22 protein-coding genes and 2 pseudogenes are annotated in these 24,378 nt (G+C 58.3%); 4 read left to right on the top strand and 20 right to left on the bottom strand.

The window, feature by feature from the left end; translation table 11 throughout:
- Nucleotides 1-583: 583 nt before the first annotated feature.
- Nucleotides 584-1,294, bottom strand: a complete 711-nt coding sequence (locus ACQR3T_RS24085) for an MFS transporter (RefSeq protein WP_428695103.1) — start codon at nt 1,292-1,294, stop codon at nt 584-586.
- A gap of 29 nt (nt 1,295-1,323) precedes the next feature.
- Complete coding sequence (locus ACQR3T_RS24080; protein WP_428695102.1) at nt 1,324-2,022, bottom strand: MFS transporter; 699 nt, start codon at nt 2,020-2,022, stop codon at nt 1,324-1,326.
- A gap of 332 nt (nt 2,023-2,354) precedes the next feature.
- Here ACQR3T_RS24080 and ACQR3T_RS24075 point away from each other — a divergent pair, with 332 nt between their 5' ends.
- Together ACQR3T_RS24075 and ACQR3T_RS24070 are read left to right on the top strand one after the other, a co-directional pair.
- Nucleotides 2,355-2,732, top strand: coding sequence for an amidohydrolase family protein (locus ACQR3T_RS24075; protein WP_428695101.1), 378 nt, complete (start codon nt 2,355-2,357; stop codon nt 2,730-2,732).
- On the top strand, nt 2,729-3,196 hold the full coding sequence (locus tag ACQR3T_RS24070) for a DUF3237 family protein (RefSeq protein WP_428695100.1): 468 nt from the start codon (nt 2,729-2,731) through the stop codon (nt 3,194-3,196). The genes ACQR3T_RS24075 and ACQR3T_RS24070 overlap by 4 nt, the downstream gene beginning before the upstream one ends.
- A gap of 342 nt (nt 3,197-3,538) precedes the next feature.
- Here ACQR3T_RS24070 and ACQR3T_RS24065 read toward each other — a convergent pair whose 3' ends face one another.
- The 6 genes from ACQR3T_RS24065 to ACQR3T_RS24040 all read right to left on the bottom strand — a co-directional run bounded on the left by ACQR3T_RS24065 (nt 3,539) and on the right by ACQR3T_RS24040 (nt 10,370).
- Nucleotides 3,539-4,882, bottom strand: a complete 1,344-nt coding sequence (locus ACQR3T_RS24065) for an NAD-dependent succinate-semialdehyde dehydrogenase (RefSeq protein ID WP_428695099.1) — start codon at nt 4,880-4,882, stop codon at nt 3,539-3,541.
- Between the two features lie 33 nt (nt 4,883-4,915).
- Nucleotides 4,916-5,851, bottom strand: coding sequence for an Lrp/AsnC family transcriptional regulator (locus ACQR3T_RS24060; RefSeq protein ID WP_428695098.1), 936 nt, complete (start codon nt 5,849-5,851; stop codon nt 4,916-4,918).
- A gap of 66 nt (nt 5,852-5,917) precedes the next feature.
- Nucleotides 5,918-6,877 (bottom strand): agmatinase, encoded by a 960-nt coding sequence (speB, locus tag ACQR3T_RS24055; protein ID WP_428695097.1) that lies wholly within the window; start codon nt 6,875-6,877, stop codon nt 5,918-5,920.
- A complete protein-coding gene (locus tag ACQR3T_RS24050; RefSeq protein WP_428695096.1) occupies nt 6,874-7,248 on the bottom strand; it encodes a cupin domain-containing protein in 375 nt (124 codons plus the stop codon). Before ACQR3T_RS24050 ends, speB begins: the two co-directional genes overlap by 4 nt.
- Entirely contained in the window at nt 7,245-8,867 is a 1,623-nt protein-coding gene (locus tag ACQR3T_RS24045) for a N,N-dimethylformamidase beta subunit family domain-containing protein (RefSeq protein WP_428695095.1), read from the bottom strand. Before ACQR3T_RS24045 ends, ACQR3T_RS24050 begins: the two co-directional genes overlap by 4 nt.
- Before the next feature lie 75 nt (nt 8,868-8,942).
- Nucleotides 8,943-10,370 (bottom strand): APC family permease, encoded by a 1,428-nt coding sequence (locus tag ACQR3T_RS24040; protein WP_428695094.1) that lies wholly within the window; start codon nt 10,368-10,370, stop codon nt 8,943-8,945.
- A gap of 363 nt (nt 10,371-10,733) precedes the next feature.
- Between ACQR3T_RS24040 and ACQR3T_RS24035 the strand changes: the two are divergent.
- Nucleotides 10,734-10,988 (top strand): annotated as a pseudogene (locus ACQR3T_RS24035) (aldehyde dehydrogenase family protein); the annotation flags it as partial.
- 374 nt (nt 10,989-11,362) lie between these two features.
- Here the strand turns inward: ACQR3T_RS24035 and ACQR3T_RS24030 are convergent.
- From ACQR3T_RS24030 to ACQR3T_RS23975, 12 genes are all read right to left on the bottom strand, one after another.
- On the bottom strand, nt 11,363-11,518 hold the full coding sequence (locus tag ACQR3T_RS24030) for a hypothetical protein (RefSeq protein ID WP_428695093.1): 156 nt from the start codon (nt 11,516-11,518) through the stop codon (nt 11,363-11,365).
- 17 nt (nt 11,519-11,535) lie between these two features.
- Nucleotides 11,536-11,805 (bottom strand): IS3 family transposase, encoded by a 270-nt coding sequence (locus ACQR3T_RS24025; RefSeq protein WP_428695092.1) that lies wholly within the window; start codon nt 11,803-11,805, stop codon nt 11,536-11,538.
- Nucleotides 11,806-12,001: 196 nt separating this feature from the next.
- Nucleotides 12,002-12,256, bottom strand: a complete 255-nt coding sequence (locus ACQR3T_RS24020) for a transposase (RefSeq protein ID WP_428695091.1) — start codon at nt 12,254-12,256, stop codon at nt 12,002-12,004.
- Nucleotides 12,257-13,324: 1,068 nt separating this feature from the next.
- Nucleotides 13,325-14,056 carry a TetR/AcrR family transcriptional regulator gene (locus tag ACQR3T_RS24015; RefSeq protein ID WP_428695090.1) on the bottom strand — a complete coding sequence of 244 codons (732 nt, stop codon included), beginning with the start codon at nt 14,054-14,056 and terminating at the stop codon, nt 13,325-13,327.
- A complete protein-coding gene (locus tag ACQR3T_RS24010; protein WP_428695089.1) occupies nt 14,053-15,570 on the bottom strand; it encodes an aldehyde dehydrogenase family protein in 1,518 nt (505 codons plus the stop codon). The genes ACQR3T_RS24015 and ACQR3T_RS24010 overlap by 4 nt, the downstream gene beginning before the upstream one ends.
- Nucleotides 15,567-16,496, bottom strand: a complete 930-nt coding sequence (locus ACQR3T_RS24005; RefSeq protein ID WP_428695088.1) for a dihydrodipicolinate synthase family protein — start codon at nt 16,494-16,496, stop codon at nt 15,567-15,569. The genes ACQR3T_RS24010 and ACQR3T_RS24005 overlap by 4 nt, the downstream gene beginning before the upstream one ends.
- Nucleotides 16,497-16,691: 195 nt before the next feature.
- Nucleotides 16,692-18,167, bottom strand: a complete 1,476-nt coding sequence (locus ACQR3T_RS24000) for an aldehyde dehydrogenase family protein (protein ID WP_428695087.1) — start codon at nt 18,165-18,167, stop codon at nt 16,692-16,694.
- A gap of 59 nt (nt 18,168-18,226) precedes the next feature.
- Nucleotides 18,227-18,982 carry an enoyl-CoA hydratase/isomerase family protein gene (locus ACQR3T_RS23995; protein WP_428695086.1) on the bottom strand — a complete coding sequence of 252 codons (756 nt, stop codon included), beginning with the start codon at nt 18,980-18,982 and terminating at the stop codon, nt 18,227-18,229.
- Nucleotides 18,979-20,640: a class I adenylate-forming enzyme family protein gene (locus ACQR3T_RS23990; protein ID WP_428695085.1), complete on the bottom strand. Its 1,662-nt coding sequence runs from the start codon at nt 20,638-20,640 to the stop codon at nt 18,979-18,981. The genes ACQR3T_RS23995 and ACQR3T_RS23990 overlap by 4 nt, the downstream gene beginning before the upstream one ends.
- Before the next feature lie 36 nt (nt 20,641-20,676).
- Nucleotides 20,677-21,153 (bottom strand): hypothetical protein, encoded by a 477-nt coding sequence (locus ACQR3T_RS23985; RefSeq protein ID WP_428695084.1) that lies wholly within the window; start codon nt 21,151-21,153, stop codon nt 20,677-20,679.
- Nucleotides 21,150-22,775, bottom strand: coding sequence for a GMC family oxidoreductase (locus tag ACQR3T_RS23980; protein ID WP_428695083.1), 1,626 nt, complete (start codon nt 22,773-22,775; stop codon nt 21,150-21,152). Before ACQR3T_RS23980 ends, ACQR3T_RS23985 begins: the two co-directional genes overlap by 4 nt.
- A 205-nt stretch (nt 22,776-22,980) precedes the next feature.
- Nucleotides 22,981-23,211: a hypothetical protein gene (locus ACQR3T_RS23975; RefSeq protein ID WP_428695242.1), complete on the bottom strand. Its 231-nt coding sequence runs from the start codon at nt 23,209-23,211 to the stop codon at nt 22,981-22,983.
- Between ACQR3T_RS23975 and ACQR3T_RS23970 the strand changes: the two are divergent.
- Nucleotides 23,104-24,112 (top strand): annotated as a pseudogene (locus ACQR3T_RS23970) (IS110 family transposase). The gene ACQR3T_RS23975 and the pseudogene ACQR3T_RS23970 overlap by 108 nt on opposite strands.
- Nucleotides 24,113-24,378: the final 266 nt, after the last annotated feature.

The following is a 24,378-nucleotide window of genomic DNA, read 5'->3' as shown; positions in this document are numbered from 1 at the left end:
CGATCGGCGGGAATACGGGTCGGGGTGCTGGACGAACGACGCTTCGAGGAGCGATTGACCACCGGGCGCGGGTGCACAAGTGGTCGAGCGTGCGAGCCCAGCTTCCTACCCCAGAAGCTGCGTCATGCTGCTCGAGAGGTCGTCCGTGGTGGCGCTCCAACGAGCGGGAGACGCCTGCAGCCGTCGATCCCGACGTGCATCGGCGTTCCCCCCGAGCCGTCGGGACGCGGCAAGTCGATGGCGGCACCGTGTTCGGCGGTCTGCTGGTAGGGCGACGTTCGAGCTGCCACCTCGAAACCACATGATCTGATCTGCCATTGAGGTCGGATCGTTCGTCCATCGAGATCGACTAGGTCACGAACCGGTCGTGAAGGTGGCGACGTGCTCCGGCCGCAGGATGGTGCTGGCGGCTTCGTCGATCTTCGTCGCTGTTATGTACGACTGTTCGAGATCGAGATCTGCCGGGTCGCAGCCGGAGGCTGCCGCCTCGATGATCGAGTGGAATAGCGTTACGGCCGGACGTGTGTGGGGCTGTACGCTGAGCTTCGTTCGCCGCACAGCCCCACACACGTCCGGCACAGCCCTAGTACGCTGAGAGATCCTCTTCACTCCATGCCGGCATGAGGTCTTCCTGCGTGCCGCGCATCAGGCCGAACGATATAGCGGATGCGATAAGCATCACGATGCCCGACGCGATGAAGGTCGCCGAGTACCCTCCGGTGAACGCGTCGAGCTCCGACGCTCCCTTTTCGATTGCTCGATCTACGCTTCCTGCGTAGATCACCGTGAAGATGGCAAGACCGATCGAGCCACCGATGTGGAACGTGGAGTTCACCGTTGCCGAAGCAACGCCTGCGTCCTGTGGTTCGACACCGATGAGTGCCAGGTTCTGCAGTGGTACGAACAGCATTGCGAGGCCAATTCCCAGCGGTACCAACGCAGGCAGGATGTCGACGACGTAACCTCCATCAGCGCTGATCCCGCCGAGGTAGAACAGGCCGGCAGCAGAGAACAGCGGACCGGCGATCATCAGGGGCCGAGGACCGTACGTGTTCAGCACCTTGGTCACGAACGGCACGAGAACGAGGACCACAGCGGTCGTCGCGACGTTGGCGAGCCCGGAGATGAGCGGGCTCATGCCCATCACGATCTGGAAGTGGAACGTCGGGTACAGCATCGAGCCGATCATGATGGCGCCGACGATCGACTGAACCAGGAACGCACCGCCCCGGACACCGTGCAGAATCACGCGCAAGGGCAGGAGCGGCTCGGCTACACGCTGCTCGATCCACACGAACAATGCGAGCAGAACGACACCGAGAATCAGGCGGTGTCGAACGCTGCCCAGCCGTGCTCGGCGAGGGTGAAACCGTACACGAGAGCGCCGAGACCAAAGGTGACGGTGATAGTGCCCCAGATGTCGTATCGGTGGTCTCCTTCGGTCTTGCTCTCGTCGAGCAGTAGGACGCCGCCGATGATGCTGGCGATCACGAAGAAGACATTGACGAGAAGGCACCAGCGCCAACTCGTGTACTCAGTCAGCACGCCACCGAGACCGAGGCCGACAGCTGCTCCCGTTCCAGCGATGGTTCCGAAGACTGCGAACGCCGTGTTGCGTTCCCTGCCCTGCGTGAACAGCACGGTAAGCATGGCGAGCACGGCGGGAGCCAGCAGGGCCCCGAACGCTCCCTGGATTCCACGTGCGACAACGAGTTCGACACCGCTCTGGGAAAGGCCGCCCCATGCAGAGGCCGCGCCGAAGCCGACCATGCCGACCATCAGGGTGCGCTTGCGTCCCCAGTAGTCGGCGATGCGGCCGCCAAGAAGCAGGAGCGCACCGAACGCGAGGGCGTGTGCGGTGACGGCCCACTGGCGTTGACCGTCGGTCAGGCCTAGCTCCGATTGTGCCTGCGGGAGAGCGATCGTCACGATCGTGACGCCGAGAACGACCATCAATTCGGTGAGCGAGAGTACAACCAGCGCCCACCATTTGGTGGCACGACCGGTAATGAGAGCGGGCATGTAGAAAGTCTCCTGGCTTCGTGCGAGACGGAATCGCTGGAGGTTTCGAGCCTCGGATCGACGCGTCGATACGCCCGACCGCCCGGAGCCAGGTAGCTGGGCAGAAATTGAATTTAGCAGAAATCAAGCTGTAGCTGCAAGGAAGGGTCGTCTTCGCTCCTGCGAATCCCATTGCTGTAGAGCATTTTTGGTGTTGTCTCACATCGAATTTTCTGGTCGGAGCAGTGGACGCGGGCTCGTCCGAAGTACCGTGGCGTCCAACTTGCGCATAAGCTCTATGGCGGAAGCGATCTGGGTCATCGGCAAACGCGTGTTGGTGAGCAGGGTGGCGGGTGGCGACGGTTATCGAGGAGCGGTATTCTGGCCCTGTGCTCATGGACGACATCGCCGCCGAATGCCCGTCGCTCACGGTGACCGTTGCGCACACGTCGGTGCCGTGGGTCGACTCGTCAATATCGGTCGCCACTCACGAAGCGAACGTCTCCATCGATCTTTCAGGATCGTCACCCAAGTATTCTCCGCCGCAGTTGATGTGCAACGTCAATTCAATCCTCGAGCACGAGGTGTTGTGGGGGTCCGCTCTTCCAACGCTGACACCGGACCGGTGGACGAAAGACTTCGCCGAAGTCGGGATCCAGGGCGAGCTAGTGCCATTGATAATGAGAGAGAACGCCATTCACAATCTTGGGTTGCGCTCGGAGTCCGCATGACAGACCTGATACCTCCGACACTGACACATGTGCTGCACCTCGAGGTCGACGTGGCAGCAGCTATAGAGATAGGCGCTACACCGAACGGAGTCCGACGGATCGTGCCGATCCTCGGCGGGCGGGTCAGCGGACCACTGATGACCGGCATAGTGCTGCCCGGTGGCAGCGACGTGCAACAGGTGCGGTCGAGTACGGAGACCGCGGTGTTGGCGCGCTACGTGCTCGAGTCCGATCGCGGAGAATTCGTCATGATCGAGAACAGGGGAGTTCGAACGGGATCGGAGAGCGACATCGCGCGTCTGCGCGCGGACGAACCGGTCGACCCCGCCAACATCTACTTCCGCAGCACACCGGTCTTCGAAACCGAGGCAACGAGGCTGTCCTGCCTCAACAACCGCGTCCACGTAGGGGTCGGAGCCAGGCGTAAGGGGCTGGTCATCTTCGATATCTTCGAAGTGCAGTAACGCCGGGAACGTCGCGCGAATAAGGGTCGGCTACCTGCGACTTGATGCCCAACCGCGTGAGTTCGTCGGCCATTTCGTTCAGGATCTGCAACTCGTCTAGCGGCAATGCGCGGAGACGCTTTTCGACTACATTGTTGACTTTCCTGACAAGTTATCCGATATCTCCCGGGATATTCGGTCTGCTAATTGCCGTGGACTCCGTCGACACCTAGTCTCTAGAGCAAGTCGGTATACCCCGGTGTTTGGAAAGAGCACGAATTGCGCCTCAGAATTACCGCTGTGATCTTATCGCTGCTCACGTCGAGTCGAGGGGCACGCGCTCCTGGCCTTGTATCTCCGTATTCACGCGGTTCGGATCAGCTTCTTGTTGACGAACTCGTCGATTCCGTACCGTCCGAGCTCGCGACCGAAGCCCGAACGCTTGACCCCACCGAACGGTAACTCTGCAGCCTCTGCGCCCACCAAGTTTATGAAAACCATCCCGACTTCGAGTCGGTCGGCGACGCGATGGGCTTGGTCCAGGTCGGTGGTAAAAATGTACGAACCCAGGCCGAAAGGGGTGTCGTTTGCCAGCTCGACCGCCTCCTCCTCGGAGTGCACCTGGAACACGGTTGCGACGGGACCGAAGAGTTCTTCGCGGTACGCTGGTGCCGCCGATGTAAGTCCTGTCAGCACGGTTGGTGGAAAGTATGCCCCGCGTCGTGGACCACCGGCGGATACGTGTGCCCCCTGCTCGACGGCACGCTCGACCTGCTGCGCCAGGTGAATCGCAGCATCCACGGACGATAGCGGAGCTACTCCCGGCGCCCGATCGATCATTTCTTGAGTGAGTTTGGCTACGAACTCGTCGTACAAATCGGCATGGATGATAAAGCGCTTTGCCGCATTGCACGCTTGACCCGTGTTTTCCATCCGGGCGTCCAAGGCCGCTTGAACTGTCAGATCGAGATCGTCGGTACTGAGAACGATGAACGGATCCGAGCCGCCGAGTTCGAGTACCACTTTCTTGAGGTGGCGGCCGGCGACCTCGGCCACGGCGGCCCCTGCTTTCTCCGACCCGGTAAGCGACACACCCTGAACTCGCGTGTCCCCAATAGCACGGGCGATTTGCTCGTTGGTCGCATAAATGTTGACGTACGTTCCGGGATCGACGCCGGCTGCCTCGAAGATTTCTTGCAGCGCGGCCGCGGATTCGGGGCATTGCGGTGCGTGCTTAAGGACAATGGTATTGCCCGCCACAAGATTCGGCGCGGCGAACCGTGCTACTTGGTAGTACGGGTAATTCCAGGGCATAATCCCCAACAGCACTCCTAGTGCACTCCGGCGCACCTTCGCATCGCCCGATGCCCCGTGTAGGCGTATGGGCTCATCGGCAAGGAATTCTTCAGCGTTGTCGGCATAGAAATTGTAGATGTCAGCAGCGAATTCTACTTCCGCAATGGCCTGATCGAGAGGCTTCCCCATTTCCCTCTGTATGATGACAGCGAGGTCGGAGCGGCGTTCGACGTGCAGTCGGGCCACGCGGCGAAGCACCTCTGCCCGATGCGATAACGGCCGCTTGCGTGACCATGTATGGTACGCGGCATTCGCTGCACGCAAGGCTGACTCTATCTGTTCGTCCGACGAAATTGCATACTCTCGCAGAGTATTTCCTGTCGCGGGGTCAACTACCGTGTATGTATTCATAATGATTTCCTAAAAGTTGAAATTGATTCTTCATCAGTTTGACTCAGTTGTGTACTGGCCTTTTATGGGCCATCGATCATAGTCTTCTTTGACAAACCGAAGGTGCGTCCACACTTCGAGATCGTAGACACCGTCGATTGCGCGGATCTGTTCCAGTATTGTCAGCATCTCGGCAATCGACGGAGCGGTCGCCGTGCCTACCACGTCGTGACGGCCTAGAGTGGCAGCGAGATATTGCACGGCGTCGAGGGGGCGAAGCAAATCGATTACGGGAGTTGTATTGCCTTGCACGGTCAAACCGAAACCGAAAATGTGAGAGCTTCCCATGACGTCGGGTCTGATGCGAGCCCCGATATGAAGTACCCCGGTCGACAACAGTCGGGCCATTCGGGTCCGCACCGCCGTTGGGGACAGTTGTGTCCGTTCCGCAAGTTCGACGTAGCTCGAGCGACCGTCGTGTTGAAGCAACTCGAGCAGGTGTATGTCGGCGGGGGCGAGTTCACTTCCGAGAAATGGACGCGGTGGCCAATACGCGTCTTTGACGATACTGGCGTAGACCGAAGCCTGCACACTTTGTACCTGGGGCATAGCCTTTATCCAGCCGAGGATGTCGGTCAACGTCGACTGGTCTCGGCAACGTAACTCGGCCACAAGCGCATGGTTGCCCGCAGTGATGCTGACGAAAGGTATGTCGACTGCTGACACGAGTGATTCGGCAACCACTTCCGCCGAACCGACAACTTTGATCGAAGCATGCGCGTATGAATGTAGGCCGAACACAGTCGGATGAACGACGCCCTTGATTTCCAAGATGCGCGTGTCGAGAAGTCGCAACAGTCGGGCTCTCGTTGCAGGGCGAGAGAGCCCGATCGCCTCGGACAAAGCCTGGTAGCTCTGCCGTCCGTCGTGCTGCAACAGATCGATGATGCGTCGATCGAGTGCGTCGATCGCCGGAGATTCCGTGTTCACCTGATCGGCCCCTACATCCAGTGTGTCACGGCCGAACACGTGTCTGCGTACCGGTCGTGAATGTTGTCATCGTGCGGCCGGGACCACACTGAGCAACTCGTAACCTACATGTGCTGCGGCGATAGACGTCAGTTCTGCGTGGTCGTATGCAGGGGAGACTTCGACGACATCCGAACCGACGATGTTGAGCCCGTTCAGCCCTCGGATCATTTCGAGAAGCTCGCGGCTCGTGAGACCGCCGGCCTCGGGTGTTCCTGTACCGGGCGCGTGAGCTGGATCCAGAACGTCGATATCAACGGATACGTATACCGGGCGCGCCCCGACCCGGACTCGCATTCTTTCGACCAGCTCATCAAGGGATTTTCGCGAGAAATCCCGGGCGTTCACGGCCGAAAAACCCATCCTCTCGCTCTCGTCCAAATCGACCTTCGAGTAGAGCGGTCCGCGCAGACCGATATGCATGGAGTGTGCGGTATCTACCAGTCCTTCCTCAAAGGCACGTCTGAAGGGAGTGCCGTGCGTGTACGGCTCGCCGAAGTAGGTGTCCCAGGTATCGAGATGTGCGTCGAAGTGCACCACCGCGATCGGGCCGTGCATGGCATGCTGTACACGTAGAAGCGGCAAGACGATGGTGTGATCTCCACCGATTGTCAGAAGGGTTCGACCAGTATCGGTCAATCTCCGCGCTCCTGATTCGATGGTCTCGATAGCGGACTTGATATCGAACGGGTTGACACCGAGATCGCCGGCGTCCGCGACTTGGTTGCGTTTGAACGGATAGTTGTCGGAAGCCGGGTTGTAAGGGCGCAGCAACCGTGATCCTTGACGAATGTGGTTGGGGCCGAAACGAGCACCCGGGCGGTAGCTGACTCCGGAGTCGAATGGAATTCCCCAAACGACGACATCGGCTCTGCTCACGTCCGTGAGCCGTGGAAGACGAGCGAAGGTGGTGTCACCGCCGAATCGCGGAACCTGTGTCGCGTCGACTGGTCCTACTGTCGAAGCGGCCTCATGGAGATCGGTCACGATGAGGCCGCCGAACTCTGTCCGGGTAGCGCAACGAAAAACTTCTTCGACGGTTCGATGGTCTCCCAGGTACCTCGGAACTCTTTGGGCACGAAAAATGCTTGGCCGGAGCCGAATTCACGACGATTACCGTCGAGGTCGATCAAAGCGACACGGCCACTGATCATGATGCAGACTTCGTCGTATGGGTAGGGGTCGCACCGAAGGGTGCCTGGTTCCCCTTCCCATCCGCCGCCGAAGAATCCCTGATCGGAGGAGCCGAATGCCCGCCACTCGGTCTCTTCCCACCCTGGGGAAGCGTCGTCGCCCCAGTCGGGTGTCACCGACTCTCCCACTCCGAGGCCGAATTCTGTTATGATCTCGACGTTCATTCGCCATCCTCTATGTCGGGGACTCCGAGACCGATGAATCGGTCCAGGACATTCTTGGTGATCTTTTCTGTGAACGGGTCGTGATGAATCAAACCGCTCACCCATTCGCACGATCCCGCGTTGAATACGGTGCCGTTTCCCTTCTTCTCCACGGCGACCATTCCTGACCCGTACTCGGTGTCCAGGTGATCCGGCACCGCTCCGTCGTACATTGCATCGGTCAAGCCCTGCACATCACGCATCGGCGCACCGATGGCAACAGTGCCTGACCAGCTGTCCCGAGATCCAATTACCGCGGGTGTCATCGCCACAATTTCCAGGGTTGTCGAGGCTCCGTCGGCACCGGTCGCATAGGGCTGGCCCTTTCGGAACGTGTAGTCGACACCATCGAACTCGAAGCCCGCGACACACACGGGAGCGGCACCGAACACGTCCCCGTAGTACAGGTCGGTATCGACAAGGCTCCAGTGGTCCGGGCGGTAGACCGTGAATCCGCCACTCGAGCGCGGCGTCGTCGCACCGTAGCGGCCGTACACACCCGCCATCCCGGTCAACGCCATGGTGTGAGCCCCAGGCCGCGCGATCGGCGGCCAATCCCAGGCTGTCGTGACCCGAGTCGGGTCGACTTCTTTCATCGGATCGAGGTTCGGGTCCTTGTAGCACGTCTGAGTGCCGTTCTCCGTGTCGAGACGAACCTGCCACAGGAAGTTGCCACCGAAACGTGCAAGCCCTCCGCCGGAGGCGACGAACGCGTCGATACGATCTCGCATTTCCCACGTCCAATATTCGTCGTGACCAACGATGGCAGCGCACTTGTAACCGGACAGGGCGTCGGGTTCTTCGTGAAGATCGTGTTGCGTCAAGTGGTGAACCGTGTATCCGTTTTCTTCTGCCCACACCGTGAACGGGCGTTCGTAAGTAGCCCAGAACGCATCAGCGTGGTGACGAGAATATCCATTGAGCCACGCCCATTCGTATCCCTCGTGGCGAGGGATCCATCCGGGTGGTGGTGCAGAGGTGTGCACGTTCCGAGGCGCTCCTATGGGCTTACGGAGCATCCCGCGTGCAACCGGTCTCTGGGTGGACGAGATCGCGCTGGGAATATCGTCACCGAGACCGTCGGGAAGTCCTCGATAGTGGTTCGCGCCGCCCCAATCGTTGTACGCCAGCATTGTGCTCGTCGTGTGAATGAGCACGAAGTCGGCGTCGGTCGGACGGCTGGACCGGACGATGAAAAACCCTTCGCTCTCAACGATGCGCCCTTTGTATCGAGACCGGAGGATGATTAGGTAGAAGCCGGGTGACCATTCTGAATCCACCGCCACCGATAGTGCCTCGGGCCACCCGCAACCTACCGCGTATGCATCGGTCGGAGTTGGATGGACTCTACCGGGCATGGTGTCCCGTCGATACACCGTCGTCGGACTGGCACCGTCCCGAATAATCTCGACATCGTAGAAATCGGTGTTGGAGTGAACCTTGATTGAGACGTTCTCGCCCGGCGAGTAGCTGAAACGATCGGTATAACACCAGAGCTCGGCGCGACCAGGATATTCACCAGGACGCTCGACCAAACCACCTGGAACTGACCATCCATAATAGGCCTCTTGCTCGGTCATTGAAAATCTCCTCCACTCGGTCTGACTACGTTCGAACTGGATGGGGTCGCGATCAAACTAATTCTGGCGGCGGCCTTAAAGCTGATTGGTCCGTTGCACTATCAATGCCCTGCCCGCGCCTACTGCGAACGCGAGGACCAATGGAAGGACGATGATCGAGTTGCCGACCACGCCGAGTTGTGTAAGTGCGCTCATATTGAAAATCAGATAGGCGGCCGAGATTGACAATGCGATTACAGACAACCATGGCGCAATTACACGACTCCAGGCTGATTCGCCGTGTGCATTTTTTCGAAAGTACCCGATCACTGCAAGTGACGCCAAGACTTGGAGCGCAAGTACGGCAATAATTGTGGGCGTGTTGGTCCACACGACCACTTGAAGATACGGGTCGGTCGGCGTGATCGAAAATATCAGCAAGATCGCAGAAACCAGAACGACTTGAACAATTCCGGCTGTACTCGGAGTCTTCGTCACTGGGCTGATTTTGACCAGCGCAGCTGGAAGAATCTTGGTGCCGCCCAACGCGAACAAGTAACGAGTGCACGCATTGTGCAGTGCGAGGCATCCAGCGAAAAAGCTCGTTACGATCAAAAGGCGCATGGCTTCTGTCATGAACTCGCCGGCGAACTCGCTGTTGAGCGTGAATACCAGCGCGGAGGGATCTCCGGACAAGACGTCCGCCAGCTTGCTCAGGCCTACGGCTTGGACGATGACCCACGAACAGAATGCATACACGAAAGTGAGTAGTGCAACGCCGATATAGGTGGCGCGCGACACGGTCTTTCGTGGATCCTTGCACTCCTCACTGTAGATCGCGGCCTGCTCGAACCCGACGAAGGAGGTGAAGGTGACAACAAAAGCGCTTGCCACTCCGCCCGCCAGAATGGCATCGGGTGAGAAGCTGCTGAATTCGATGCCTTCGTGCCCTCCGCGGACTAGAACCGCGACGCAAAACACAGCGAGGATTGCCAACTCCAGGCTGAGCAAAACGACCAGGACGCGAGCGCCCAGGTCCACACGACGGTAGCCGATAATCCCGACCGCGACGGACACCAGGAGAGCGCAGGCGTACACGGATGGGCTGAACCCGAAGATGGAATTCAAGGCTGTCGATGCGAAGATGCCGCACGACAATACAAATCCCGTCTGACCACCGAGGTATCCCAGATAAGCCAACATGGCTGCACCGGCACCAACAACGTGCGATAGCCCCTCGCTGATGTATGCGTAGAAGGCACCGGCACCGTGGAAGTGTCGACTCATCGCGGTGAAGCCGACCGCGAAAAGCAAGTAGACACCGCCGGGGATCAGATATGCCACAGGCAAACTCGCTCCAGCAACCCCCAAAGCCAGCGGAGCGAAGCCCGCGAGGATTGTCAGAGGCGCGGCAGCAGCAACGATGAAAAAGACCAGGTGATGTGTTCCGACCGCCCCTCGCTGGAAGTCGGCAGTAGGCGCGCCGAGTGGATCCGAAAGTTCCCGCTTCGGGCTTTCAGTCATGGTTCCGTCCCAATCGAAGTGTAGGGGCACGGACCGAGGCGTCTCGGTCAGCTGCATGCCGGTGGAAGGAGAATACGATGTGACCCCGAACACGTCAAGCGTGAATCGTTCTTTAGCATCATGTTCTGCGAACGATTCTGATGCTAATCCAATTATAAATAGAGGAATCGACTGCACCTGTGACGTTCGGGTTACTTTTGTGTGACGGAGCGGGCGATGCCGAAGGTCTGCTCCTACGGTCAACCTGACTTCCTCCACTCTCGGACAAACGACCTCGTCGGTCGTGCTCTGGCAGTCGGATCTGAGGCCGGCTCTCCGCTGACTGGGCAATGGGCAGCGAGGGTGACTGAGGCCGTGCATCGAGTGAAGTCCAAAGACGAATCGGTCGAGGTCGCAGACGACAGGCCCTCTGGGTTTGGTTCCTGCGTCGTCACCACCGACCGTAAGCAGGCGGTGCGAGTCGCTGACAATCTCTACGCCGGCATGGTGTTTGTCGACGTCGTCGGTACGGAGAGTGCCGAGTTGACTTTCGGAGGCGTCGAACGTTCTGGTTCAGGTCGAGAACTCGGTAGATACGGCGTGGACGAGTTCGTCAACAAGAAGATGGTCTGGGTTTCTTTAGGGCCCTACCTTCGCGAGCCGAGACGGTGCCCGGGCGATCGACCGTGGCATCACCTGAGGTTCGCCCCGGAAAGTGGTCAGCGGTTACGCGGCCATGACGGTCGCGTCCAGTGACTGTTCGTAATCGTGGGGGCTGAGCATCCCGCTTGTGGAATGCCTACGCGCGGTTGTAGATATGCGCCCAGTTGTCAACTGCTGCAACCAATTCGCTGGCGTAAACGAAAATCCCGCTAGTAGTACTCGTGCTTGAACGTCGACCACAGGCTCTCCGCACCAGCGTTGTCCCAGCATATCCCCGTCGCGCCCATCGAACGCCGCAAACCGTACCGTTCACACACCCGCGCCATGACCGCTGCAGTGTATTGACGTCCTCAGTCCGAGTGCAGGATTACGCCCTCGACATCGATGCCACGCTCGGCGACAGCCATATCCAGGGCGTTGACTACCAGCTCGGTACGCATGTGGTCAGCAATCGACCAGCCGAGCACCTTCTTGAAATGCTCGACTTTGATCGCACACAGGTACATGTCACCTTCACCGCAGGTCAGATAGGTGATGTCCGATGTCCAGACGGCATCAAGACGCCCTGGTCGAACTGCCGCTGCACCATGTCGTCCGGGAATGAGGCGAAAGGATCGACGACTGTGGTGCGGACTTTGAATGCGCGCGGGCTTATCCCGTCAATGCCGAGCAAACGCATGATCTTCGCGTCCGTCTTCTCCGAAACGACCTCGTCGCCGGCCTCGAGTTCCACGGTGATTCGCGGCGACCCATACACGTCGTTCGACTCCTTGTGGATGTCGGCGATCTTCACTTCGAGGTCCGCTCTCGGTTGCTGTCGTTCACCCAGTCGTGTTGTCACACTGCGCCCTTGATGTTTGTAGAAACCGGAGGTCGACACCACGAGCAGGCGAGCCATCCTCCCGATCGCAGAGTTGGCGCACTCCGCTGCCATCAACGCGTAGAGCTCTACTTCCGTTGATTGGCGGCGAAGTACGCCGACGCTTTTTTCAGGAACGCAATGTCTTTCTGCTGCTCCGAGACCTGCTTGCGTAGGCGGGCGAGTTCGGTGCGGTCGACGGCTCGTCACCGGACGCGGCTGCTGCTTCGATGCGGAGGCGCTCGTCGGCGACCCACCTGCCGAACAGGGCTTCGTTCACACCCCAGGTCTCGACGACCTCGGCGATCATGCGGCCGAAATCGATCACCCGGTGCGCGGCCTCGACCTTGTATTCGGTCGAGAACGACCTACGCTTGCGGGACATGAGGACATCCTTCCAGCGGAACCATCGATCCCGCTATCTCGGTGTCCACCATCCGGGGTGAACCTCAGCGGACCTTGTCTGTATCCACATGATCATCGTTGCCGGATACTGGCCGTAGACCCCATCGACCGACAGCACTATCTCGACAGCTACACCGAGGTGGTCCGGTTAGCTCGCACCGCCCCCAGGGTGCATCGACTTCGCACCTGGGGGCGGACCTCGTCGAAGCGGATAGAATAAACGTGTGCGAACGGTGGGCGACCGAACAACACTTGCACGATTTTCGTGGATCCGGTCCAGACTCCGAGCAGACCACCGCGATCATCCACAAGACATTCGCGAATTCGTAGAGCCAAACGCGTAGCTATGCCCGGCCCGCGTCGATCACGCAGATACTGGATGATCTGTGCTTCCGGCGCCGGAGATTCTATAATTGACCAACCCAATCAACGTCGAAAACTGCTGGAACACAGCACATACAGATGTCTATAAGCACCCCTACATGTCAGAACTCGTCGTGGCACACCAGTTCGGACATGCGGTTCGCGAACCGGACGTACCGCGCTTTCGATATGGCATGGGACAAACACGCAGCCTGAAGCCCAACTCGGTGCGATCCACATGATTACTGAGGCCATCAGGATCTCCGACCACAGATCACGCATCCCATCGTCAGAGAAAAGTCCTGAGCTTTCAATCCCAGCGACTTAACCCAGCTTCCGCCGGGTCGACCTGCTCCGCCCCGTCCTCCACGATGAGTCCGTGGCGTGGAGGACCACAACCCTTGACACTGTCCGAATCTGAAAACGAGGTGTCGGCCATCGATGCTGGCTTCGGCCTCTGAGACGCTCAGATTCGAGATGGCGGTGATGCCCCCACGGGCACACTTGGAGGTGCGGGTCAAACACAGTGTCTGTGGTGAACCGGGATTGCCCGAACCATACCGAACCTCGAGGACGGTCTCGGCCGGCGCGCCGCGGTCCAACGCTATGGCAGTGCCGTCTGAGAAGTCGATCCCGAACCGTATTCGGTGCATCTGCTCCATTCACCTGTTGGCCTCGTAATCGTTCAGCTGGAGGCCGCAACCGGACTGTTTGGTTCCCAGGGGAATGGTGTTATCGGGAACTGCCCTATCAATTCCGCTGCGTAGTGTTCGCTCAGGCGATGAGCACCGACAATGCTCAATGCAATCTGCATGTAGTCGTGGCAGACTTCCTTCAAGGTGAGTTTCCCAGAACCGCTGAACCAGGAGTTGGTCGAAGTTGCCAGGCCAATGATGGATAATCGACTTGTTACGAGATTGTCGACTTTGAACATGTTTTCCCTGACACCCTCATCAAGGGTTGCCTTGAAGAGCTTTTCAACCTCATCTCTCAGCGAAACAATCAAGATGCGCGATGAATCCTCCTCCAGCGCGCGAAGTTCGTTGTCGATAACGAAACTCGTCTTCGGGCTACTTGCCTGCGTGGCGACGAGCACTCCTGTCAATCGAGCGAGTCGTTCCCGCGGGTCGGAAACACCGTCAATACTGTGCCGAAGGCGGTCGAGCAAGATTTCGAGTGTGTCGATCATGATCGATGTTAGGAGGTTCGGCTTCGACTTGACGTAGTGGTAGAGGGTCGGCACACCGATGCCGACACCAGCGCCTATCTGCCTGATGCCAACGGCAGAAAAGCCTTGCGAGAAGAACAGGTCGATGGCCGTTCGGCGAATGCGGAGTTCCATTTCGCTTCGTGCGTCCATTCTCTCAGCCGCTACACCGGGTAGCTCACCCATCGTTGCGCCCTTCGCAATGCTCATTGCAAGCCATCTCCGTGGTTGATCCACACGCTCTTCACACGCGTATAGTTTTCCAAAGCATACCGGCCCAGGTCCTTGCCATATCCGGACTGGCCGAAGCCTCCGAACGGAGATGCCGCGTCGGTCACATTGTGGCAGTTCACCCACACTGACCCGGCGTTGAGCACCTTGGCGGATTGGTGGGCTCGACTGAGACTTCGGGTCCATACACTGGCACCAAGTCCATATGCTGTGTCATTCGCACGGCTGAGAGCCTCGCCATCCGTCTCGAAGGGGGCCACAACGACCACTGGGCCGAAGATCTCTTCTCTCGAAATGATCATTCCGTCCGTCACACCAGTGAAGACAGTCGGTTCGACGAAGTATCCGTTGTCGAACTCTTTGCCGAACAGTCGCTTGCCGCCGGTGGCTATGGTCGCCCCTTCTGCGACACCCCTGTCGATGTAAGACATCACCTTGTCCCTTTGAGTTGCCGATATGAGGGGGCCTTGGTCGACTCCTGCCGCAAGTCCCGGACCGATTCGGCGACCTTTCGCCTCCTCGACCAGGCCAGCAACGAACTGTTCGTATAAAGCCGCCTGGACGTATACGCGTGATCCGGCCGAGCAGTCCTGGCCCATGTTGTAGAAGATTCCTGCGGCGACCCCAACGATTGCCTCGTCGAGGTCGGCGTCGTCGAACACGATACTAGGTGATTTCCCTCCTAGCTCAAGGCTGACACGCTTGAGGTTGCCAGCGCTCGATCGGACGATGTCTCGACCGGTTGCAGTAGATCCGGTGAAAACAACCGCGTCGATTCCAGGGTGCGCCGAAATCGCTGCACCAACCTCTGCCCCTCGACCTGTGATGACGGATAGGGCCCCGTCTGGAAGCCCTGCCTGTACGGCCAGCTCTGCAAACCGGAGAGCGCTCAGCGACGTCAGCTCGGACGGCTTCAGGATTACAGCGTTGCCTGCGGCCAGCGCGGGGGCGAGCTTCCACGTGGCCATCAGCAACGGATAGTTCCATGGGACAATGGCAGCGACTACCCCGACTGGCTCGCGAAGTGTGTAGTTGAAATACTCGTGCCCTGCAGAGGTCGGGACGCTGTCACCGATGATCTTTGTCGCCCAGCCGGCGAAGTAGCGAAACACCTCGGAGACGTCGGGAATGTCGCCTGAAAGTGAATATTCGAGCGGCTTGCCATTGTCGAGGGTCTCTAGGATGGCGAGGGTTTCGATATCCTGCTCGACCAAATCAGCGAGTTTCAACAAGATTCGGGCCCGCTCGTTGGGACGCATACGTCCCCATTCGCCTTTGAGCGCGCTCCGCGCAGCATCGACTGCTCTGTCGACATCTTCCTTGGTGGCAGAAGGAATTCTCGCCAGTAGAGATCCGTCGGCGGGGTTCAGGCAGTCAACTGTCTGCCCTGACGAGGATTGGCACTTGTGACCGCCGATGAACATGTCTACATCCCGGCCATCTGTCAACCGCTTCGCAGCAGCAGACATGGTGACATCAACAGTAGTGGTCATCGCAGTGCACCCAGGCCTGCAGTCCGCGCTAGGGCAGGTTCCACGTGCGCCGCAAGCTGCTGCTTTTCCTCCGGCGTCAAAGGAAGCATCGGCAGACGTGGATCGCTATGTGCGATTCCAGCGATGTCTGCGCCAGCTTTCAGCGAGGCCAGGTATCCGTTCTGCAGGAAAAAATTGCCAATCGGATGGATTACGCGCCAGAGCTCTTTTGCAGCTGTGAGGTCGTTGTCGCGAATCACCGCATCGAAGAGTCCAACGCATAGTTCGGGAATGACGTTTGTCGCACCCCAAACGGCACCCGTAACACCATTGGCCAGAGCGCCTAGCATGAGCGTGTCGTATCCGCAGAACGGCGTGATTCCGCCCTGCTCCGATGCTTCGATGAGCTCCACCAGGAGCGGAAAGTCGCCGGAAGAGTCTTTCACGTACTGGACGCCGTCGATCTGACCCAACCGCTGCAGTTCGTCGAATGTCCACTTGCGGCCCGTGCAACCCGGAATATGGTAGAGCATCACCGGTATGCCGATCGAGTCGGCAATTGCCTTCACATACTCCTCGGTCTCGCGGATCGTCAAAACTTCATAATACGGCGTGACAGCCATCACCGCTGCTGCGCCGTGCGCCTCGGCGTGACGGCTCAGCTGCACCGCCTCAGCGGTGGTCATCGCTCCCACGTGAACAACAGTTTGGAGCGAGGTTTCCGCAGTCGCGGATTCGACAATCTCAGTGAACCGCATTCGCTCTGCGTTCGTCATCGACATAAATTCGCCCGAGCTTCCGAGCGTCACGATCCCCTGCACTCCCGCAGTATCCATCCGAGTGATCAACGCTTCGGTTTGCTTTACGTCAATGGTTCGATCTTCATCTGCTCCGAATGGTGTTGCCATTGCTCCAAAAAGGCCTGAGAGTCCCAGCGCAGCGTCCATATCTTCACTACCTTCCGTTCATGGTTGTCATAGGTGTTGCCAATTTGTTGTCCAGCATCCAAATCGCGCAAGTGAGGTTCGTGTTCTTGATTCTGTCCACTGACGACTGCGCCACATGGATCCAGCGGGATGAGAAAAGTTAACGGAGAACAACTCACTTCTCCCGAGTCTCAGACGATTACTCGCTACCGTCGCTCAGATGCGGCTGTCGACCATGACATGTTTGACTCGAGTGAACTCGAGAAAACCGGCTTCCGAGTTCTCGGTGCCGAGGCCTGACATCGCGAACCCACTGATTGGCACTTCAGGACTGATGACCAAATGAGTGTTGATCCAGATCGTGCCGAAATTTAAGTTGTTCTGCATCCGCGTCGCAGTTCCGAGGTGCGTAGTGAATATTGAAGCTGCCAGTCCGAATCGGGTGTCGTTGGCCTTCGCCTCCGCATCCGCCACATCGGCAAATACCTGGACTGTGAAGACTGGTCCGAAAATCTCCTCGGCGACGATTTCGTCGGTTTGATCGGCACCAACGATGATCGTCGGGGGGAAGAAGTACCCGCCGGTGTCGGTCTCAGCCTTGCCCCCTAGGACCGCGGTGGCCTTATCCGGAAGGCCACCGACCTTAGCAGCGACGCGGGCGAGCTGCGCCGAAGAATTAAGTGGTCCGACTGTAGTTTTGGGATCGAGCGCATCACCGAGAACGAACGCACTGCATCGTTCTTTGAGGCCAAGAATAACTTCATCAAAAACCGACTCTTCGACGAGCAACCGAGTAGCGGCCATACAGTCCTGGCCGGCGTTGTAGAGACCGCCGGCGACGATCGCATCCAACGCACTGGGCAGATCGGCATCACCGAACAACAGCACCGGCGTGTTGCCCCCAAGTTCCAGGATGGCCTTTTTCACGCCGTCGGCGGCGGCGGTACCCACCTTTCTGCCCGTCTCGATGGAGCCCGTAAACGACACCACGTCCACGTCGGGGTGTCGTGAAAGCGCATCGCCAACTACAGGGCCGGTGCCGAAGACAACATTCAGCACACCAGCCGGCAGTACCTGCCCGGCGAGCTCTACGAGTAACGCTGTGGACAACGGTGTGGTTTCAGCAGGTTTGACGACCATTGTGTTGCCCACTGCTAGCGCTGGAAATATCTTCGAGACAGCTTGAAGAATGGGGTAATTCCACGGGGTGATCCCCGCCACCACGCCAAGGGGTTCTCGGCGCACCGTCGAGGACACGCCCTCCATATAGTCGCCACCGGCCAGCGATGAGAGGCCTCGCCCAGCGCTGGCGAAGTAGCGCATACTATCGATAACACTTGGAATTTCATCCTTGCGAACTGCTGACACAGGCTTTCCGGCGTCAATACACTCCAGCGCCACGAACTCCTCGAAGTGCGCCTCGACAGCGTCCGCCACTTTGTGGAGTGCCTGCGCGCGAGCACCGGGGGCTGTCTTAGCCCAGGATTTTTGAGCGTCGCGTGCCGCATGCACTGCAACATTGACGTCCTCGACGCTCGAGGCCGGAACCCGTCCTACGTTCTGACCTGTTGACGGGTCGAACACCGCAAGCCAATCCGAGGACAACGATCGCGTCCACTGGCCACCGATGAAGTTGCCGTCCAAAGAGCTGGCATACTCGGATGCGTACACGCGCTGCTCCGAAGCACTCATGATTCTGCTTGACATTTGTTTCCCGTCTGTGGTGGTTGATGTCCTTAAGAGTGGCGTCGCTAAAATTTGGCGTGTTCGACATTCTCTGGAACTGAAGCCTGCAGTGCTCCGCTCGCTGCCATTTCACGGTCGAATGCGGCCTCGACCTCACCGCTCTCGGGTCGCAGGAGACGCAACAACTCTGACGCCGGCTCACCATTCGGACTGCTCCATGCTAGAGCTTGATCGATGGCGGTGCTAACCAGCTCTTCAGCCAAGACGATCTGCCCTACCAGGCCAAGTTCTAGTGCTTCGTCGGCATAGAATCGATCAGTTGATAGAGCTACGCGATGGACATCACTTCCACGTAAAACTCGATGGAAGAACAAACTAGCCGCATTCGAGTAGGTGAAGCCTATGTTGCGTTCTGGAAAAAGGTAGTACGCGTCGGGGGACGCGATTCGCGCATCGAAGCAAAGAGTCCATTCCGCGGCTCCTCCGACAACGCAGCCATTGATGGCTGCAATCACTGGAACCTTCGTCTCCAGCACAGCGCGTGTGAGATCGGCAAACGCATCCATCGTCGCCTCGAGCTTTTTTCCGACCGGAGCTTCCTTCAGGTCTTGGCCGGCTGTAAATGCACGACCCGTACCGGTTACGACTATGCCCTTTACGCCTGATTTTCGTCCCTGCTGGCGAATAGTCTCTGCAATCAAAATTTTTAACGAGTAGTCCAGTGCGTTCAGATTGCGAGGGGAGTTGAGACGCAGAACTGCAACTCCCTTCTGCGTCTCAACGATAAGTCGATCGTCTGAATATGCCGGGGGATAGGTCACTGTGAAAGCCCCTCTCTGAGTAGGTTGGCGGTAGAAACAGACGTTGCCGACCCAGGTGTACGCCAAAATTTTTCCTTAACGTCAAAATCTTCTCTTTGGCCGTCGAGAAGCAATTCTCGTAGCTGTTTTTTGGCAATCCTCTCGGACGGCGTTCGCGGCAATGAGTCCACAATTTGTATGTATCGAGGGTTTTTAAACTTGGCCAGTTGTGAGGCAGCGAACTCGGCGACGGATTGCACAACCTCGTCCGGCGACCTTCTCAAACCGTCTTTTCCCAGCTTGATACATGCCTTCGGCTCTTCACCCATAATATCGTCGGGTTCTGGGATCACGGCCGAGATCTCCACCCATGGGTGGTCGTTGAGAACAGCCTCCACTTCTGCGGCGGCGATATTCTCCCCACCACGCCGAATCATGTCTTTCACCCGACCCACTAAGTAGAACCAGCCGTCTGGATCGCGCCACGCGATATCGCCGGTATGAAACCATCCGTTCGGAAGAGCTTTGGTGGACTCTTCGGGCCTGTTCCAGTATGAACGCATTATCGAGTCACCCTGCACGACAATCTCACCTCGCTCCCCGGGGGCTACTTCTACGCCGGTGTCGTCGACGAGCTTGACGAGCTTATTTCCGAAGGGGATACCTATGCTGCCGCTCCCCGTCTTGTGTTCTGCAGAGAGTGGAACTGCCAAGCAACATCCCTCTTCGGTGAGCCCGTAGAGTTCGCGCCAGGGAACTCCCCATCGGTCTTCGAAGTCTCGGTGCCGTTCAGGCAAGATCCCCGAACAAGAAACCAATCTTAGGCAATTGGCCCGATCTTCGTACGAAGGTGCCTGTTTGTAAAGCAGCATTGGCATCGCACCGAGGATGTAAACCACGGTAGCGCGGTTGTCGCGCACTGACTTCCAAAATCCCGATGCTGAGAAGCGCGAAAGAACCACCAACGGTGCACCAAACTGCAAGCACATTGCCAGATTCCATGGTGGATCTACGTACGAAAAGGGCTGTGCGGTCAACACTACGTCATTGCTCGAGAGTTTCCATAGGTCACCAATTGCCCGTGAATGCTCGATCCAGTATTTGTGCGTGAGGACGCATGCTTTTGGAAAACCTGTTGTTCCGGAGGTGTACTGAAGGTTTGCTACTGTGTCCGGTGGAGGTGAGGGAAGGCCGGTATTGATGTGTGAAAGTCGGCTGTCGATCGGTTGATCGATAAGTTGATTGAATGAAAACACATTGGGTTTTGGCGTAGGGCTGCGTGAAATGGCAGTTTCCAAGAGCGAGATGCTCTCGTTCTCGTTCGTGATGATAATTCTCACGCGTGAATCCGAAACCAGAAATGATAGGTCAGCAACGCCGAGTTTGGCGTTCATCGGAACAGCGACTGCTCCGGCGCGAAGGATGGCTACCCAGATAATCGGCCATTCATGGCCGTTTGGCATCATGATGCCGACGTGGTCGCCTATTCCAATGCCAAGGTGGGGCAGGCGGGTTGCAATCTCTCGCGTCTTTGCTTCGAACTCGCGAAACGACAGTGAGATCCCCTCAAATCGAAGACATTCTCGGTCGCCGAATTCGTCAGCCGCACGTCGGACAACCGAGTCTATGTTTCGGTGATGCCGAAGGTCTTGGTCGCGTTCCAGAACTGGATCGTCCATTGAACTAGTCTTCCTTTTCCCTGGAGTTCTGATGGCTCAAGCTTCAATGTAACGTTTTCCGCGTTCGATAACGGGGTCCAAAATTCCGTCCGAAAGATCGTCTACTATGTCTTCCGCGCCTGGATAATTTCGGACTTGGCCCTTGTAGCCAATTGCGGCGCTTACTTCGGGAGTTAGCAAGTACGCGCCAGCTGATATAGCGGCTACTGGCTGAAATAATTCGAGGCTATCTCGGTGAAGTTGGCGTAAATGCTGCGCTAGCCGCGCTTTGCTTTGGAAGGGTACCGTTGCGAGAGTATTCGCGACCGAATTGAAGGCATCACTGCGCGCGAGCAGAGCAGTTTTGAACGCCTGGGCATAGCTGGGCAAGGCACTTGGCAGCGGCAGGCTTCCATCGCCGGCGCAGAGAACATCGGCTACTGCGACGAAAGCAGAGATTTCCTCTTCAGAAAGTTCTCTAGGCAGAGATTGCACTCGGGTCGGTACTGAAAGACGTTCGGATTCGCTTGTCATTGGGCACCTGTCCTTTGTTTTGCCGTTGCGGCAATGTATTCGCCGAGTCGCCACGCAAGTGCACAGATGGTGGCAGTCGGATTAACTGACCCACCTGTGACGAATACACTTCCGTCGGCGATGAAGAGGTTAGGCACGTCGTGGCTCTCGCAGTTGCGGTCAACAACGGATGTCTCTGGGTTGTCACCCATCCGGGCGGTCCCTAGAAGGTGCCCAGGTTGATCTAACCAAAGTTCGACAGGCACCGTCGATTCTGCGCCACTGGCCACGTGGAGCTCTGTCATACTGTCCACGGCGTGCCTGAGTCGGGCGCGAGTGTCGTCGCTAATTCGGTACAGCACTCTCGGGGCCGGCAATCCACTGCTGTCTGTCAGAGTTTGGTCCAACACGATGCGGTTGTGCCGTTCAGGGAGATCTTCAGTCACCGCTGCCCAGGAGGCCGCTCCCTTGTGTGCCTTGGCCGCCTTCAGGAAGTTCTCTCCCCACACAGTGTCGTATCCCAGCCGCGCTTGAGTTTCCAAGTTACCGAGGACCCCCACCGAGGTTTGTCCGGATAGTTTATATCCTCGGGTAAACGGGTTTTCTGGGCGAGTTTCAGCGAATTCTAGGCTGTACAGAAGCTGGCCTACCGGTCCGCTGCCGGAGGCGTCGAGATCCTCGCCGTAGAAGCCGTGGACCGATGCGTTGGGATGCAGCATCAAATTCTCACCCAGCATCCCTGACGAATTCGATAGGCCCTCTGGTTGGCGTGCGTTGTTCGACATCAGGAGGATCCTTGAGGTACCGATTCCGTTCGCACACATCACGACAGCACGCGCCGTCTGCTTGTGTTCCTTTCCCTCTCGGTCCAACCACAACACGCCGTTGGCTCTGCCATCCGCATCCGTCAGAACCTGACGGACCCGTGCTCCGGTAACTAGTGTCGCGCCCGACTTCAATGCGTGCGGCCAAAAAGCAACGTCTGCACTGGCTTTAGAGCCCTCTGGACATCCGAATTCGCAGACCCCACGGCGTGCACATCTCGCAAGATCCTTAAAGCGTGCACTCGGGATTGCATTGGACCCAGGCCACCAGTGCCATCCGAGGTTATTGGCACCCAATGCCATTTTTCGGCCCAACGCAGCAAGCGGAAGGGGCGGCAGTGGATAGTCGAGGCCCTCCGGGTAGGCGGGATCACCTTCGAGGCCGGAGACACCGATATGTTGGTCGACTATGCTGTAATAAGGCGCAAGTTCTCGGTAGTCGATTGGCCAGTCGTCAGCGACGCCGTCCAGACTGCGTACTCGGAAGTCGGACGGCAACAAGCGCATCCATTGGCCACCGAACATGATCGTGGATCCACCGACGCCGTTGAACATCACTGGCGACATATCGGACTCATCCGCATTGGTGGGGTAGTCGGCAGGAAGCCCGCGAAGTGACGGGTCATGTGCCCACTTCTGCTGTATCAGCAGTTCCCACTCAGGCGAATTTCCGGGATAGTCGCCTGGGTTGACCCAGTCTCCCTGTTCGAGACACACCACGTTGTAGCCCGCGGCGGCGAGGCGGTGTGTGACTATGGCGCCTGAAGGTCCCGCGCCGACTACTACTACGTCCACATCCGCATCGAGGTTCGATTTCACCCTTGACACCTCTTTCTATGGTTGACGGCTTCAAGATTCGTTTGTATATCGGTGCCGGTTCTACATGCTCGAAATCCGGATCACATGGGGTAACTTGCCCGGATCGCTGGGACTGATTGCAGGTGGTTGCTTCCTGCCAATGCTGCCGAAGGGCATTGCAACGGCTTTGCGTAGAGCCTCACAGTATCGATCGATCGATCGATCGTCAAGAGATTTCGGACATCATTGCATCGTCGACGAGGCTCGGCGTCGGTGACGGAAAGGACTTGGCGTTGCGCTCACCGAGGAAGGACTGCTTGATGTGCACGATTACGCCGTGTTCTGCGGCATCGACGTAGGACAATCCGAACATCACGCGCGCCGCTCCCGCGGGCACCAGGTCGTGTACCTTCCAGGTCTGTCGATGCGCCGCATCGCAGATCTGTATCGCGGGCACCTAAAACTGATGCGCGGGATGCGCTCATCTTTGCCGACACGGCCCGGACCATGCCCCACACGCTGCGGCGAGTAGATACCGGCGACGGCACATTCGCCGAGCTGGATGCGCTGATCGGTTTCGATGACGATCTCGCCGGCGAAGCAACCCGCATCAGCAACCGAATCCGCGGACCGCTGACCGGGATTCGCCCCGCGCTCGAACGAGTCCTGGGACCGCGTGTGTCACACCCGGCAGTGCTGGAGATCCTGGCCCTCTGCGGTGCCCCCCCGCCGGCATCCGCGCAGCTGACAAACGGAACCGACCGCTATCGCTGCCAAAAACGCACTCAAAATGGGGGCAAAACAAGTAGCGGAGATCTACCTCGCACTTGAGTCTCAGGCGGTAGCGGTGCCCGGGTCCGCGCCTACCGAAACTGTTCTACCCAAACTGGCGGAGTCGCTCAAAGAGACACTGCAACAAAGCAATACCATCGCTTTAGACGTCGAGAGGATGCTCGATGCCCACCCTCTCTCCTCGGTCCTGTTGTCGATGCCAGGCGTCGGAATCATCGGCCGCAGCACGCAACCTCCTCGAAGTCGGTGGCGGTTCGGCAACAAATCCAGTCGGACACCTCGCCGCGTACGCCTGGCATCGCCCAAGTGACCCACCGATCCGGAACCTCGATCCGAGGTGAACACCTCCCCGAGATCAGTAAACCGGAAACTCAACGAGCACTTTTCTCTCGGCCTTCGCCGCGCTGCCCCACCGCACCAGCCGCGCCTGCTACGACCGAAAACGAGCCAAAGGCAAGAAACACAACGCGGTGCTCATTTGCCTCGCCTGCCACCGATGGGACGCCCTATTCGCGATGCTCAATACCAAAACCCTCCACCATCCGCTCACAACTCAAGCCGCTTGACAGAAACAATAGGGACACCCGCGGCATTGCCGTCGACAGGCGAAGTGCGCCCTCCTGCTGCGCCGGGCCAGACGGTCGGTGTTGGCGTGGACTCAGTCGGTGCACCCCCGATGTGATCGGGCGGGGTCGTGCGCCGCGATCCCGATGAGTGAGGCGATGGTGGACGCAGGCTTCTCTTCGGTGAAGTGAACGCTGACCAGTTGGCGTATCCGCCTACGGCAGATGATCAACCCGCGCGATGACCGGCTCGACCACTCCCGACTGCG

Source organism: Rhodococcus sp. IEGM1428, from assembly GCF_050321865.1.
In the GTDB taxonomy this organism is placed as follows: domain Bacteria; phylum Actinomycetota; class Actinomycetes; order Mycobacteriales; family Mycobacteriaceae; genus Rhodococcoides.
The sequence above is the reverse complement of the archived record's forward strand: the minus strand, read 5'-3'. Positions and strand labels throughout refer to the sequence as shown.

Excerpts from the sequence above, each read along its gene's own strand:
- ACQR3T_RS24020 (WP_428695091.1), bottom strand. The coding sequence starts at position 12,256 with ATGTCCCGCAAGCGTAGGTCGTTCTCGACCGAATACAAGGTCGAGGCC.
- ACQR3T_RS24065 (WP_428695099.1), bottom strand. The coding sequence starts at position 4,882 with ATGAATACATACACGGTAGTTGACCCCGCGACAGGAAATACTCTGCGA.
- ACQR3T_RS24005 (WP_428695088.1), bottom strand. The coding sequence starts at position 16,496 with ATGGACGCTGCGCTGGGACTCTCAGGCCTTTTTGGAGCAATGGCAACA.
- ACQR3T_RS23985 (WP_428695084.1), bottom strand. The coding sequence starts at position 21,153 with ATGACAAGCGAATCCGAACGTCTTTCAGTACCGACCCGAGTGCAATCT.
- ACQR3T_RS24080 (WP_428695102.1), bottom strand. The coding sequence starts at position 2,022 with ATGCCCGCTCTCATTACCGGTCGTGCCACCAAATGGTGGGCGCTGGTT.
- ACQR3T_RS24015 (WP_428695090.1), bottom strand. The coding sequence starts at position 14,056 with ATGAGCATTGCGAAGGGCGCAACGATGGGTGAGCTACCCGGTGTAGCG.
- ACQR3T_RS23990 (WP_428695085.1), bottom strand. The coding sequence starts at position 20,640 with ATGGACGATCCAGTTCTGGAACGCGACCAAGACCTTCGGCATCACCGA.
- ACQR3T_RS24070 (WP_428695100.1), top strand. The coding sequence starts at position 2,729 with ATGACAGACCTGATACCTCCGACACTGACACATGTGCTGCACCTCGAG.
- ACQR3T_RS24010 (WP_428695089.1), bottom strand. The coding sequence starts at position 15,570 with ATGACCACTACTGTTGATGTCACCATGTCTGCTGCTGCGAAGCGGTTG.
- ACQR3T_RS24000 (WP_428695087.1), bottom strand. The coding sequence starts at position 18,167 with ATGAGTGCTTCGGAGCAGCGCGTGTACGCATCCGAGTATGCCAGCTCT.
- ACQR3T_RS24030 (WP_428695093.1), bottom strand. The coding sequence starts at position 11,518 with ATGTACCTGTGTGCGATCAAAGTCGAGCATTTCAAGAAGGTGCTCGGC.
- ACQR3T_RS24050 (WP_428695096.1), bottom strand. The coding sequence starts at position 7,248 with ATGAACGTCGAGATCATAACAGAATTCGGCCTCGGAGTGGGAGAGTCG.
- ACQR3T_RS24045 (WP_428695095.1), bottom strand. The coding sequence starts at position 8,867 with ATGACCGAGCAAGAGGCCTATTATGGATGGTCAGTTCCAGGTGGTTTG.
- ACQR3T_RS24040 (WP_428695094.1), bottom strand. The coding sequence starts at position 10,370 with ATGACTGAAAGCCCGAAGCGGGAACTTTCGGATCCACTCGGCGCGCCT.